General features: G+C 54.6%; 12 protein-coding genes. All 12 read left to right on the top strand.

The genetic code is table 11. The features are described 5' to 3' along the window. Window positions 1-390: 390 nt before the first annotated feature. The 12 genes from hybO (at window position 391) to hypF (ending at window position 12,882) form a co-directional block, all read left to right on the top strand. The gene (hybO, locus tag BIY29_RS18740; RefSeq protein ID WP_121576545.1) at window positions 391-1,524 is read left to right on the top strand and encodes a hydrogenase 2 small subunit; all 1,134 of its coding nucleotides are present in this window, start codon (window positions 391-393) and stop codon (window positions 1,522-1,524) included. Between the two features lie 3 nt (window positions 1,525-1,527). Further along, complete coding sequence (gene hybA, locus BIY29_RS18735; protein ID WP_121576544.1) at window positions 1,528-2,574, top strand: hydrogenase 2 operon protein HybA; 1,047 nt, start codon at window positions 1,528-1,530, stop codon at window positions 2,572-2,574. After that, window positions 2,561-3,760 (top strand): Ni/Fe-hydrogenase cytochrome b subunit, encoded by a 1,200-nt coding sequence (gene hybB / locus BIY29_RS18730; protein ID WP_121576543.1) that lies wholly within the window; start codon window positions 2,561-2,563, stop codon window positions 3,758-3,760. Before hybA ends, hybB begins: the two co-directional genes overlap by 14 nt. After that, the gene (gene hybC, locus BIY29_RS18725; protein ID WP_121576542.1) at window positions 3,738-5,444 is read left to right on the top strand and encodes a hydrogenase 2 large subunit; all 1,707 of its coding nucleotides are present in this window, start codon (window positions 3,738-3,740) and stop codon (window positions 5,442-5,444) included. The genes hybB and hybC overlap by 23 nt, the downstream gene beginning before the upstream one ends. Then, the gene (locus BIY29_RS18720; protein ID WP_121576541.1) at window positions 5,444-5,944 is read left to right on the top strand and encodes a HyaD/HybD family hydrogenase maturation endopeptidase; all 501 of its coding nucleotides are present in this window, start codon (window positions 5,444-5,446) and stop codon (window positions 5,942-5,944) included. Before hybC ends, BIY29_RS18720 begins: the two co-directional genes overlap by 1 nt. Before the next feature lie 85 nt (window positions 5,945-6,029). Then, the gene (gene hybE, locus BIY29_RS18715; protein WP_121576546.1) at window positions 6,030-6,482 is read left to right on the top strand and encodes a hydrogenase-2 assembly chaperone; all 453 of its coding nucleotides are present in this window, start codon (window positions 6,030-6,032) and stop codon (window positions 6,480-6,482) included. Further along, on the top strand, window positions 6,475-6,816 hold the full coding sequence (gene hypA, locus BIY29_RS18710; RefSeq protein WP_121576540.1) for a hydrogenase maturation nickel metallochaperone HypA: 342 nt from the start codon (window positions 6,475-6,477) through the stop codon (window positions 6,814-6,816). Before hybE ends, hypA begins: the two co-directional genes overlap by 8 nt. 27 nt (window positions 6,817-6,843) lie before the next feature. Next, complete coding sequence (hypB, locus tag BIY29_RS18705; RefSeq protein ID WP_121576539.1) at window positions 6,844-7,848, top strand: hydrogenase nickel incorporation protein HypB; 1,005 nt, start codon at window positions 6,844-6,846, stop codon at window positions 7,846-7,848. Beyond that, window positions 7,839-8,126, top strand: a complete 288-nt coding sequence (hybG, locus tag BIY29_RS18700; RefSeq protein WP_121576538.1) for a hydrogenase maturation factor HybG — start codon at window positions 7,839-7,841, stop codon at window positions 8,124-8,126. The genes hypB and hybG overlap by 10 nt, the downstream gene beginning before the upstream one ends. Beyond that, window positions 8,113-9,228, top strand: coding sequence for a hydrogenase formation protein HypD (gene hypD / locus BIY29_RS18695; protein ID WP_121576537.1), 1,116 nt, complete (start codon window positions 8,113-8,115; stop codon window positions 9,226-9,228). Before hybG ends, hypD begins: the two co-directional genes overlap by 14 nt. Continuing rightward, entirely contained in the window at window positions 9,229-10,257 is a 1,029-nt protein-coding gene (gene hypE, locus BIY29_RS18690; RefSeq protein WP_121576536.1) for a hydrogenase expression/formation protein HypE, read from the top strand. Window positions 10,258-10,584: 327 nt separating this feature from the next. Then, window positions 10,585-12,882: a carbamoyltransferase HypF gene (gene hypF / locus BIY29_RS18685; protein ID WP_121576535.1), complete on the top strand. Its 2,298-nt coding sequence runs from the start codon at window positions 10,585-10,587 to the stop codon at window positions 12,880-12,882. Window positions 12,883-13,201 lie beyond the last annotated feature (319 nt).

The following is a 13,201-nucleotide window of genomic DNA, read 5'->3' as shown; positions in this document are numbered from 1 at the left end:
AATTTGACTGATAATTCAGAAAGATCAAAAATTAACATTTACGATTTAGTGAATAAATAAAAATAAACAATGATTTTTGTAAAAAAATTATTATATATCATGATATTAATGTGATTAATTAAATGATTACGCCCGGTGATTAATCGATCTGGCTAATTAAAAATAAATATAATGCTAATATATAGTCGTTATTGCGATTATTTCTCATCTAAACAATAGAAATGTTCATTTAAATAGATTCCGTGCGTATAAAGTCACAGTTATTACAAAAATCAGAAATCTATTGCCCCAGCGATTGATGAAGATCAAGTCTGTTAAATTAATTTGCTCCTTACCATATCCCTACACATATTGTGTGTTCCTCCGTTTGGGTACAGGAGAATAATAAAAATGAGTGGGGAAAATGTAATGCTTTCCCATCACGGGGTTAATCGCCGTGATTTTATGAAGTTATGTGCAGCACTGGCGGCATCAATGGGGTTGGCGGATTCCGCTGTGGCGGAAATTGCTCAGTCAATCAGTTCCACGCAGCGCCCGCCCGTTATCTGGATTGGCGCGCAGGAATGTACCGGGTGTACGGAGTCTCTGCTACGGGCGACGCATCCCACCATTGAGAATCTGCTGTTAGATACCATCTCGCTGGAATATCACGAAGTGCTCTCTGCCGCTTTTGGTGAACAGGCAGAGGAAAATAAACATCGTGCCATTGAGCAATACAAAGGGAAATACGTGCTGGTGGTGGACGGCTCGATACCCATTAAAGACGGCGGTATCTACTGCATGGTGGCCGGCAAACCGATAGTCGAACATATTCGGGAAACGGCGGAACATGCCGCCGCCATCATTGCCATCGGTTCCTGTTCGGCCTGGGGCGGCGTCCCGGCGGCGGGCAGTAACCCGACCGGCGCCGTCAGCCTGCAAGATGTCTTACCGGGAAAAACGGTGATTAATATCCCCGGCTGCCCGCCGAATCCACACAACTTTCTGGCTACCGTCGCTCACATCATCACTTATCAACGCCCGCCCGCGCTGGATAGTCAGGGCAGGCCGACCTTCGCCTACGGGCGCTTGATCCACGAAAACTGCGAGCGCCGTCCGCATTTTGACGCCGGTCGTTTTGCCAAAGAGTTCGGTGATGAAGGGCATCGTCAGGGCTGGTGTCTCTACCATCTGGGCTGTAAAGGGCCTGAAACCTATGGCAATTGCCCGACGCTGGAGTTCTGTGACGTCGGCGGCGGTATCTGGCCGGTCGGTATCGGGCACCCTTGCTATGGCTGCAACGAGAAAGGTATCGGCTTTACCAAGGGGATTTTCCAACTGGCGAATGTGGAAAATCCAACGCCGCGGGCGGAAAAACCGGCCATTCATAACCCGGAAGGCGGGCAGATTTCAGCCACGGCGACAGGGTTGATCGGCGGTGTGCTTGGCGTGGTAGGCGGAGTCAGCCTAATGACCGTGCGTGAGTTGGGTCGTCAGAAAAAACAGAGCCAGCAGGACGCCGGAAACGCATCCCGGGAGGGTTAAACCGTGAACAGACGCAATTTTTTCAAGCTGGCTTCCGCCGGCGCGTTGCTGGCCGGTACACCCCTGACGGGTTATACCGCGGCAACCAACAAACCGCCGATTCCCGGGGCGTTGGGAATGCTTTACGACTCAACGCTGTGTGTCGGCTGTCAGGCGTGTGTCAGCGAATGCCAACAGCTCAATAAGCTGGCTTATAATCCGGACAGCAAGATCTATGCAGGCGGCGATGCCATCTGGTCAAACAACGATAAACTCAGCCCTTACACCAACAACATCATTCAGGTGTGGAGTTCCGGCGATGGGAAAAACAAGGATCAGGTGGACAACGGTTACGCCTACATCAAAAAGCAGTGTATGCACTGTGTCGATCCCAACTGCGTATCGGTCTGCCCGGTTTCTGCACTGAAGAAAGATGCCAAAACCGGCGTGATCCACTATGACGCCAGTGTTTGTACCGGTTGCCGCTACTGCATGGTGGCCTGTCCGTTCAATATTCCCAAATACGATTATGAAGACCCGTTCGGCAAGTTGCATAAATGCGAGCTGTGTAATCAGCCGGGGCTGGAACGGTTGGACAAAGGCGGTTTGCCGGGGTGCGTTGACGTCTGCCCTACCGGGGCGGTGATTTTCGGCACCCGTGAAGCGCTGTTATCCGAAGCCAAACACCGTTTGTCGTTGCAGGCTGGCGACGAATATCGCTATCCGCGGCAGTCGCTGGCAAAAAAAGACACGTATCTGCATACGGTGCCGAAATACGAGCAGCATGTTTATGGCGAGAAAGAAGCGGGCGGTACGCAGGTATTGGTGCTGGCGGGGGTGCCTCATCAGAATCTTGACCTGCCTGAACTGGCCGAACTTTCCACCGGCGCGCGTTCTGAGCATATTCAGCACACGCTGTACAAAGGCATGGTGTTGCCGCTGGCGGTATTAGCGGGTTTGTCCGTGCTGGTGCATCGAAACACCCGCGCAGACCGGCTTGAACACGACGATCGCCCGTCGAATGAGACCCATGCTGAGAAGAAACAGGAGAACAATCATGACGGCGCATAAAGCAAGCCCATTAGGTGGGCGTCTGGTCAGTTGGCCGGTGATGTTGTTGGCGCCGTTTGTCATGCTATGCGCGGTGCTGATCCTGAAACGTTTGGTGTTTGGTCTCGGCTCGGTTGCGGCACTAAACGGCGGCTATCCCTGGGGGATCTGGATCGCCTTCGATCTGCTGGTGGGCACCGGTTTTGCCTGCGGTGGCTGGGCGCTGGCCTGGGCGGTGTATGTGTTTAACCGCGGTGAATACCATCCGCTGGTTCGTCCGGCGCTGTTAGCCAGTCTGTTCGGCTATTCGCTGGGGGGGTTGTCGATCACCATTGACGTCGGGCGTTACTGGAATATTCCGTACTTCTTTATTCCCGGTTTCTTTAATACTTCCTCGGTGCTGTTTGAAACCGCTGTCTGTATGTCGATTTATATCGGCGTGATGGCGCTGGAGTTCGCGCCGGCGATATGTGAACGCATGGGGTGGAAGGTATCACTTAAACGATTAAATAAAGTGATGTTCTTTTTTATCGCACTGGGTGCGTTGTTGCCAACCATGCACCAGTCATCAATGGGTTCGCTGATGATTTCCGCCGGATATAAAGTTCATCCGCTGTGGCAGAGCTATGAGCTATTGCCGTTGTTGTCGCTGCTGACGGCATTCATCATGGGTTTTTCGATTGTGATGTTTGAAGGTTCGCTGGTGCAGGCCGGGCTGAAAGGCCGTGGGCCAGACGAAAAACACCTGTTTGCTCGTCTGACGCAAATCATTCAGGTGTTTCTGCTGCTGTTTGTGGTGGTGCGCTTCGGCGAGATTATCTGGCATGACAAAGCAGGGTATCTGCTTAGGTTCGATCGCTTTGCCATCACGTTCTGGTGTGAAGCCGCGTTGATGCTGTTCCCGCTGCTTATGTTCCGTTTCAAATACTGCCGTAATGATTCACGTCTGCTGTTTTTGGGGGCGCTGAGTATGTTGTTCGGCGCTGCGCTGTGGCGGCTGAGTTATTCCCTGCTGGCGTTCAATCCCGGCGGCGGCTATCACTATTTCCCTACCGCAGCGGAAGTGCTGATTTCCATCGGTTTTGTGGCGATTGAAGTCTGTGCATATATCTTGTTAATTCGGCTGCTGCCGGTACTTCCCGCGCTGGAAGGCGTTCATAAGAATTATCAGGCCGAGGTAAAGCATGAGCCAACGCATCACCATTGATCCTATTACCCGCATTGAAGGGCACCTGCGCATTGATTGCGAAATTGAACAGGGGAAAGTCACCAAGGCCTGGTCGTCCGGCACCATGTGGCGTGGGATGGAAGAAATCGTTAAAGGTCAGGATCCGCGTGATGCCTGGATGATTGTGCAACGTATCTGTGGCGTTTGCACCACGGTACATGCCATTGCGTCCGTTCGTGCGGTAGAGAATGCATTGCAGTTGAATGTTCCGGTCAATGCGCAGTATATCCGCAACCTGATTCTGGCGGCGCACAGCATCCATGACCATATTGTTCACTTCTATCAGCTCTCTGAGCTGGACTGGGTTGACGTCACCTCGGCCATTAACGCCTCCCCGCAAAAAGCGGAGGCCTTGCTGAAAGGGTTGTCTGACTGGCCGCTGAATAATGCCGCGGAATTTACTAAAGTACAGCAAAAGCTGAAAGAGTTGGTGGCCAGCGGCCAGTTGGGGATTTTCGCCAACGGTTATTGGGGGCATCCGGCAATGGCCCTGCCGCCGGAAGTTAACCTGATTGCGGTTGCGCACTATCTACAGGCACTGGAGTGTCAGCGTGATGCCAACCGTATCGTGGCGATCCTTGGCGGCAAAACGCCGCACATCCAGAACCTGGCGGTAGGCGGCGTGGCGAACCCGATCAATTTGGATGCGCCCAGCGTGCTAAATCTGGAACGCCTGATGTATGTGAAATCGTTTATCGATCGTCTGAGCGACTTTATCGAACAGGTTTATAAAGTGGATTGCGCGGTGATTGCCGCCCACTATCCTGACTGGTTGAGTCTGGGTAAAGGCGCCGATCACTATCTCAGCGTGCCTGAACTGCCAACCGATAACCAGGGCGGCAGCTTCCTGTTGGCTGGCGGGTATCTGGAAAATGGCGATTTTGCCAAATATCGCCCGATTACCAGCCATAGCGATAAATTCTTGATTGAAGGGATTGAAGAAAGCGGCAAACATGCCTGGTATCAGGACGATGAACCGCTGGCGCCGTGGGAAGGATTGACGCGTCCGAATTACACCGGCTGGCAGGATGACGGCAAATACTCCTGGGTTAAAGCGCCGACCTTCTACGGCAAGACGGTTGAAGTAGGGCCGCTGGCGTGGCTGCTGTGCAGTCTGGCTGCCAAACATAAAGACACGGCGGCACATTATGCCCAGGTCGGCGCGGCCTACCAGAAACTGACCGGCAACACGCTGGCAACAGAACATCTGCACTCCACGTTGGGCCGAGTGATTGGCCGTACGGTGCACTGCTGCGTACTGAAAGATACGCTGGCGCAGCAATGGCAGGCGCTGGTGACGAATATCGGCAAGGGCGATCATCAGACCTTTCTCAAGCCCGACTTTTCGCCGGATATCGAGTTCCGCGGTGTCGGTTTTGGCGAAATGCCGCGAGGTATGTTGTCGCACTGGATCGTGTTTAAAAACGGTAAAATCACCAATTATCAGGCGGTTGTCCCCTCTACCTGGACATCCGGGCCGCGTAATTTTGACGGCGTTCCCGGCCCTTACGAGCAGTCGCTGGTCGGTACGCCGATTGCTGATCCTCATAAACCGCTGGAAGTGGTACGTACTATTCACTCTTTTGATCCCTGCATGTCCTGTGCGGTGCATATTGTGGATACGGTAAGCGGCAGTGAAGTGACCCGGGTTAAGGTGCTGTGATGAATATACTGGTGCTGGGGATCGGTAATCTGCTGCTGAGTGATGAAGCCGTTGGCGTGCGCATTATTGAGGCGTTAGCACAGCGTTATACCTTTTCACCGCAAATCGACATCGTTGATGGCGGCACGTCAGGGATGGAACTTATGGACGCGATGGCCGGGCGCGATCACCTGATCGTGGCGGATGCCGTGTTGACAGGGCAGGCGCCGGGTAACGTGGCGGTGTTGCGCGATAGCGAAGTGCCTGCGTTGTTCACCCGTAAGATTTCCCCGCACCAGTTAGGATTGTCGGATGTGCTGATGGCGCTACGGTTGACGGATGAATTTCCGCGTAAGCTGACGCTGGTCGGTGTGGAGCCTGAGTCGCTGGATGTGCATATTGGTCTGACGGCCACCATCAAGCGGGCGATAGATCCGGCTTTACAGCAGATTATTATGGCGCTTCGGCAAAGCGGCATCACCGTCAGCGACCGTGAACAATGTGAGGTCTGTGGTGAGTGACCAATCCGCTGTTAGCTATCTGAACGAGATACCGGGCGATCGCAAAGAATCGTTACCGATTATCCGCCATGATGATGAACATCCGATGGCCTGGCTGGAGGCCATTTTCTCTCAGATCGCCCGTGAAAAGATGCAGACACTGCCTTTTTATCGTGAAGGTATTCCGGTCAAAGCCTGTGGCTTTACTCTGTTTGAGCAACAGTGGATAGGTTGCCTGCTGACGCCGTGGATGATGAGTTTGCTGGTATTGCCGGGGCCACGGCAGGTTTGGCCGGTGAGACCCCTGGCCGATCGTCTGGCGCTGGCGTTACCCTGCGGTAATGTGACGTTTATCGTGGGCGAGATGTCAGGGAGACAGTATCTGTCCTGTTCGTTAATGTCGCCGATCGATAGCAACATGAGTGGGGAGCAAGCGCTTTCACTGGCGGAGCAGAGCGCGAAAATGGCGTTGTCGTTCCCCGTCGCGAATGCTGATGCCCCGCAGAATATCAGCCGTCGCACACTGTTTAGCCGCAACAGGAGCGAGCGCCATGCATGAAATTTCCATGTGTTATAGCGCTCTGGAACTGATTGAGCGGCAGGCCCGTCAGCATCATGCCCGGCGGGTGACGGCTGTTTGGCTGGAAATCGGCGCGCTTTCCTGTATTGAGGAAAGCGCCTTGCGTTTTTGTTTTGAGTCCGTCTGCCGACAGACGCTGGCGGAAGGATGCGAATTGCACGTTGTGGTGCGACCGGCAAAAGCCTGGTGCTGGGAGTGCAGCGACGTGGTGGATGTGGTTGAGCACGGCGCCGGGTGTCCGCAATGCGGCAGCTACAATCTGCGCGTTGACGACGGCGACAGCCTGCAAATCAAGCAGTTGGCGGTGGAGTAACAACGGTTCTAAACCGAGGAGATCCCTATGTGTACTACATGCGGTTGCGGTGAAGGGGAAAGCAGAATTGAGGGTGACGAGCATTCTCAAGAGCATGACCATCATCACGATCACCATCATCATGAACACGGGCATGACCACCAGCATAGCCATGCCCATCATCACGGCGGCAAAAAAAAGATCCGCTGCATGATCATTCATCACCACCATTATCATGGTGATGTCCATAATCATTACTACGCGCTGCCGCCTAAGGGGAAAGCGGGGGAAAAACGCGTCGCATCTAAAGAAGACGCGGTTACCTTTCAGCCTGAGGTCAATGAGCAGGATCTGCATTACGGACATGGCGAGGCGGGAACTCATGCGCCGGGCGTCGGCCAGCAGCGTTTGCTACAGATTGAAATGGACGTACTGAGCAAGAATAACCATCTGGCGGAGCATAACCGGGAGCATTTTAACGCCCGGAATATTCTGGCGCTGAACCTGGTTTCCAGCCCCGGTTCCGGTAAAACTACATTGTTAACCGCCACGCTGAATCACATCAGCCAGCGGGTTCCCTGCGCAGTGATCGAAGGCGATCAACAAACCACCCATGATGCCGAGCGCATTCGGGCGACCGGCGTTGCGGCTATTCAGGTAAATACCGGTAAAGGGTGCCATTTGGATGCGCAAATGGTGCATGACGCGGCTCACCGTCTGCCACTGGCGGAAAACAGTCTGCTGTTTATCGAGAACGTCGGCAATCTGGTATGCCCGGCAGGGTTCGATCTGGGCGAACGCGCCAAGATTGCTGTGCTTTCAGTGACGGAGGGCGAAGATAAGCCGTTAAAATATCCCCATATGTTTGCCGCTGCCTCATTGATGATTATCAATAAAATTGATCTGTTGCCGTATCTGGATTTCAGTCTGGAAGCCTGTGTGGCAAATGCCCGGCGCGTTAACCCGGACATTCAGGTGATTGCGTTATCCGCCCGCAGCGGCGAAGGGATGGATGAATGGCTCGGTTGGTTGGAGGCACAGCTATGTGCTTAGGCATTCCGGGTAAGGTGGTTTCCGTCGGTGATGATATCCACCAACCCGCGTATGTTGATGTCTGTGGCGTACAGCGCTCGGTGAATATCGCGCTGGTGTGTGAAGGCCCTACTGCCGATCTGGTCGGTCAATGGGTGCTGGTGCATGTTGGTTTTGCCATGAGTCTGCTGGATGAACAGGAAGCTCAGGATACGCTGGCGGCGTTACAGTCGATGCAGGCTGTTGGGCTGGAGCGGGATGAGATGCGACAAACCGGAGCCGATTATGCAGTACGTTGATGAATTTCGCGATCCTGAACTGGCAAAAGCGTTACTGTATCGTATTCGGGCGCTGGTAGTTAGCATGCCGCAGTTGCGTGAACGCCCGCTGCAATTGATGGAGGTTTGCGGCGGTCATACTCACGCCATTTTCAAATTTGGGCTGGACCGCCTGCTCCCGCCGGAAATTGAATTTGTGCACGGGCCGGGCTGCCCGGTTTGCGTGCTGCCAATGGGACGCATTGATGCCTGTCTGGAAATTGCGTCGCATCCCGAGGTGATTTTCTGTACTTTTGGCGACGCTATGCGTGTGCCGGGACGTCATGGTTCGTTGCAGGATGCGCGCCGTCATGGCGCGGATATCCGCATGGTTTATTCACCGCTGGATGCGCTGGCGCTGGCGGAAAAAAATCCGCATCGTCAGGTGGTCTTTTTCGGTTTGGGATTCGAAACCACCATGCCAAGTACGGCGCTGACGCTGCAACAGGCCAAACGCCGCAACATCCCCAATTTCACCCTGTTTTGTCAGCACATCACCATTATTCCAACGCTGAAGAGCCTGTTGCAACAGCCCGATTTGCGTATTGACGGTTTTCTGGCGCCGGGTCACGTGAGTATGGTCATTGGCGCTTATCCTTATCAGCCGTTATGCGATCGGTTTCATAAACCTTTTGTGGTGACCGGGTTCGAACCGCTGGATATTCTGCAAGCGTTGCTGATGCTGGTCAGCCAGCTTCACGATGCGCGCTGTGAGGTGGAAAACCAGTACCGGCGTATCGTGCCGGACAGCGGTAATCTGCTGGCGCAGCAGGCAATGGACGAGGTGTTTGAAACCAAGTCCAGCAGTGAATGGCGTGGTTTGGGCGAAATAGCCGATTCCGGGATGCAACTGCGCCAGGCCTATGCCGCCTTTGATGCAGAACGCCGTTTTAACCCACAGCAGCAGCGTGTTGCCGATGAACCAGATTCGCGCTGTGGCGAGGTGCTGACCGGGCGTTGCAAACCGGCGGATTGCCCGCTATTTGCCCAACGCTGTACCCCGCAAAATGCGATAGGGGCGCTGATGGTGTCTTCCGAAGGCGCGTGTGCGGCTTATTATCAGTATCGGCGGGAGTGCGCCTGAATGAGTAATACGATACAGCCAAAAGAAATTACCCTGGCGCATGGCAGCGGTGGCCGGGCAATGCAGCAGTTGATTGAACAACTGTTTTTGCAGGCGTTTGACAATCCGCTGTTGGGGCAGCGGGAAGATCAAGCAAGACTGCCGCTGGCGCCATTGACGCAACAGGGCGATCGGCTGGCGTTCACCACCGACAGTTACGTTATCGATCCTATTTTTTTCCCCGGTGGGGATATTGGTAAATTAGCGGTTTGCGGCACGGCGAATGATATTGCGGTCAGCGGGGCCGCGCCGCGCTATCTTTCCTGCGGTTTTATTATTGAAGAGGGGTTTCCCGGCGCCGATCTGTTGCGGATAGTGCAATCTATGGCGCAAACCTCGCGCGACGCCGGGATACAAATCGTTACCGGCGACACCAAAGTGGTGCCACGCGGCGCAGCCGACAAGATTTTTATCAATACCGCCGGGATTGGCGTGATCCCGACGGAGATTCACTGGGGGACGGGGGAGATTCGTCCGGGTGATAAAATTATCGTCAGCGGTACGCTGGGCGATCATGGCGCTACCATTCTTAACCTGCGAGAACAACTAGGGTTGGAAGCGGAACTCACCAGCGACTGTGCGGTGCTGGCGCCGTTGATTGCACCGTTGCGTGAAATTGAAGGCGTGCGCGCACTGCGTGATGCGACGCGTGGCGGAGTGACGGCTATTCTGCATGAGTACGCGCAGGCCAGCGGTTACGGGATGGAAATCCACGAAAGCGCCTTGCCGATGAAGCAGGCGGTGCGCGGTATTTGCGAGATATTAGGGCTGGAAGCGCTGAACTTTGCCAATGAAGGCAAACTGGTGCTGGTGGTGTCCGCCGAGGCGGAAAGCGCCGTATTGGCCGCGCTGCGTACCCACCCGTTGGGCCGTGATGCGGCAACCATCGGTTCAGTGACGGAAAAGCAACAGGTACGCCTGTACGGGGTGTTCGGCGCGTCCCGGCTGCTGGATTTACCGCATAACGAGCCAATGCCGAGAATTTGCTAGGCGTAGCGGCGTGATAAATTCAGCATTTAAACCGTTCACCCTATGGCGTAAGAAATTACGCTGAGGTGGGCGATCCCACGAATGAGCCGCAGGGATGCGGCTCAAGCCAGTGCCGCGTCTGGAACGCGTCACTGGCGGTTCGGAAAAGGGGGCGACCGCCGAAGGAACCGCGCTAGCGGCGTGATTTCAGCCAGAAGCCCGGGTTCGGAGGGTGGTGGCGTTTGAACCACCCTGCGTCGGGCGCGTGCTACGTGATAGCATAAAAATGGCGGAATTATGGCGCACGAAATTTACACCTTTAGTGCATAAAAAGGGATATATGTCCGCGTGAGCAGTGTAATCAGCAACGGCGTTCAGATCCGCGTAAAGGGCAAAGTGCAGGGGGTGGGGTTCCGGCCTTATGTCTGGCAACTGGCGCATCGGCTGAAACTGTGCGGCACTGTCAGCAATGACAGTGCCGGGGTGCTGATTCGCCTCTATCAGTCGGAAAATATTGAACGCTTTATTACCGAGTTACCGGTCATGTGCCCGCCGCTGGCGCTTATCGACAGTATTGCCTGCCAACCGTGGCAGTGGCCGTCCGTGCCTTGTGCTTTTGTGATTGAACACAGCGGTAGCGGGCAGATGGATACGCAGGTGGTGCCGGATGCCGCCACCTGTGAGGAATGTCTGCATGAACTGTATGATCCCGCGGATCGCCGTTATCACTACCCGTTTATCAACTGTACCCATTGCGGCCCCCGCTTTACCATTATCCGCCGGATGCCTTATGACCGCCCGTTCACCTCAATGGCCGCTTTCCCGCTGTGTCCTCAATGCCTGACTGAGTATCAGCAGCCGACTGATCGGCGTTTTCATGCCCAGCCCAATGCATGTCCGCAGTGCGGCCCGCAGGTCTGGCTGGAGGATCAATCAATGGTGCGACAGGCCGAGGGGGATGAAGCCATTCGCCAGGCCGCTGGTGCCTTACTGGCAGGGCAAATCGTCGCTATTAAAGGAATTGGCGGCTTTCATCTGGCTTGCGATGCCACCCATTGCCAGGCCGTTCAACGCCTGCGTCAGCGTAAGCATCGTCCCGGTAAGCCATTGGCCGTGATGTTGCCGGATGCCGGATGGCTTGAGCAATGCTCTACTGTGGCGGATATTCCTGCGGCGCTGAGATTACTGAAAAGTATCGCCGCGCCGATTGTCCTGCTGCCCTGGCGTCAGGATGGCCCGCTGTCTGAGGCGATAGCCCCCGGTTTGTGTGAAGTCGGGCTGATGCTGCCCGCCAACCCTTTACAACATCTGTTGCTGGCACAGGTTAAGCTGCCGCTGGTGATGACGTCCGGTAATGTCAGTGGTAAGCCGCCAGCGCTGACCAATTTACAGGCGACGGATCAGCTTAACGGTATCGCCGATTGGTGGTTACTGCATAATCGGGATATTGTGCAACGGGCTGATGACTCGCTGGTCAGGTTGCATGACAATAAGGCGGAAATGCTGCGCCGGGCGCGTGGTTACGTGCCGGATGCCGTGCCGTTGCCGCCGGGCTTTGCAAAGCAGCCTGCGCTACTGGCTATGGGCGCTGATTTAAAAAATACCTTTTGCCTGTTGCGTGATGAGAATGCCATTGTCAGCCAACATCTTGGCGATCTGGCTGACAGCGATATCGAACAGCAATACCACCATGCCATTGCGCTGTTTGAAGATATTTACCGTTTTACCCCTAACGCGGTGGTGGTTGATGCGCACCCCGGTTATGTCAGCCATCGTTTGGGTAAGGAACTGGCCGACCAGCGGCAGCTCCCCTGCATTGAAGTGTTGCATCACCATGCCCATATCGTTTCTTGTCTGGCGGAGCATCAATGGGCGCGTGATGCCGGGCCAGTTATTGGTCTGACGCTGGATGGCATTGGCTTTGGCGCCGACGGCCAGTGGTGGGGCGGGGAGTGTTTGCTGGTGGATTATGCCCACTGTCGGCATCTCGGCGGATTACCAGCCGTCGCCCTGCCCGGCGGCGATCTGGCGGCGCGCCAGCCGTGGCGCAACCTGCTGGCGCAGTGGCTGCGGTTTGTGCCTGACTGGGCATCACTGCCGGAGGCGGCGGCGATCCCGGCAGATTCCGCCATCCTGCTCAGTAAGGCCGTTGAACGAGGGATTAATGCTCCGCTGGCCTCATCTGCCGGTCGATTATTTGATGCCGTCGCCGCGGCGACGGGTTTCTCCGCCCCGGCGCAAAGCTGGGAAGGGGAAGCCGCCTGCTGGCTGGAGTCGCTGGCATGGCGGAGCCGGCAGCGCCAACCGCCGGTAACGCTGCCTGTACTGGCTGACGGCAAGCTGGATCTGGCGGTCTTCTGGCAACAGTGGTTGGCCTATCGGGCCGCCCCTGCCGACAGAGCCTATGCTTTCCATCATGCTTTAGCCGAGGGATTTGCCGCTTTGGCCCGGCAAGCGGCAAAGCAGCATGGCATCAATACGGTTGTGTTGTCTGGCGGTGTGATGCACAACCGCCTGCTCTGCGTATTGTTGCATCGGCAACTGCATGGGCTAAGGGTGCTGCAACCCAAACGGCTGCCCGCTGGCGACGGCGGGTTGTCGCTGGGGCAGGCGCTGGTAGTCGCGGCGCAATACTCATCATTTTAATGAAGAATAATTAATAATCGTATAATGGATAGAATAACGTATTTATTTTAAGTAATTGTTTATTAATACTATTAGTCAATGATAATGTTTTTCGTCAATGAAATTGATTTTCTGAAAATTAACGAATTTTAATAATGTCTCTTCTGGTATCATTTTGATAACAATCAGGATGGGTTTTATTAATTAACTTATTGAATAATAATGTTAATGATCATTTTGCTTTCGGTGTTCACTCATTTTCAGGTTAATGGTTTGGTTAATAAATCGAATTATGGTTGAAATAATCGAAGGCGCTCGCCACCCGTTTATTCAGGCGTAT

Origin of the sequence: Brenneria alni (assembly GCF_003666245.1) — a bacterium.
GTDB classification, from domain to species: domain Bacteria; phylum Pseudomonadota; class Gammaproteobacteria; order Enterobacterales; family Enterobacteriaceae; genus Brenneria; species Brenneria alni.
Note: the sequence above shows the minus strand (reverse complement) of the source record. Positions and strands in the feature narration are given on the sequence as shown.

Coding starts and splice junctions, on each gene's coding strand:
- hypD (WP_121576537.1), top strand. CDS start 8,113: ATGCAGTACGTTGATGAATTTCGCGATCCTGAACTGGCAAAAGCGTTA.
- hypA (WP_121576540.1), top strand. CDS start 6,475: ATGCATGAAATTTCCATGTGTTATAGCGCTCTGGAACTGATTGAGCGG.
- hypB (WP_121576539.1), top strand. CDS start 6,844: ATGTGTACTACATGCGGTTGCGGTGAAGGGGAAAGCAGAATTGAGGGT.
- hybO (WP_121576545.1), top strand. CDS start 391: ATGAGTGGGGAAAATGTAATGCTTTCCCATCACGGGGTTAATCGCCGT.
- BIY29_RS18720 (WP_121576541.1), top strand. CDS start 5,444: ATGAATATACTGGTGCTGGGGATCGGTAATCTGCTGCTGAGTGATGAA.
- hypE (WP_121576536.1), top strand. CDS start 9,229: ATGAGTAATACGATACAGCCAAAAGAAATTACCCTGGCGCATGGCAGC.
- hybE (WP_121576546.1), top strand. CDS start 6,030: ATGGCCTGGCTGGAGGCCATTTTCTCTCAGATCGCCCGTGAAAAGATG.
- hybG (WP_121576538.1), top strand. CDS start 7,839: ATGTGCTTAGGCATTCCGGGTAAGGTGGTTTCCGTCGGTGATGATATC.
- hybB (WP_121576543.1), top strand. CDS start 2,561: ATGACGGCGCATAAAGCAAGCCCATTAGGTGGGCGTCTGGTCAGTTGG.
- hybC (WP_121576542.1), top strand. CDS start 3,738: ATGAGCCAACGCATCACCATTGATCCTATTACCCGCATTGAAGGGCAC.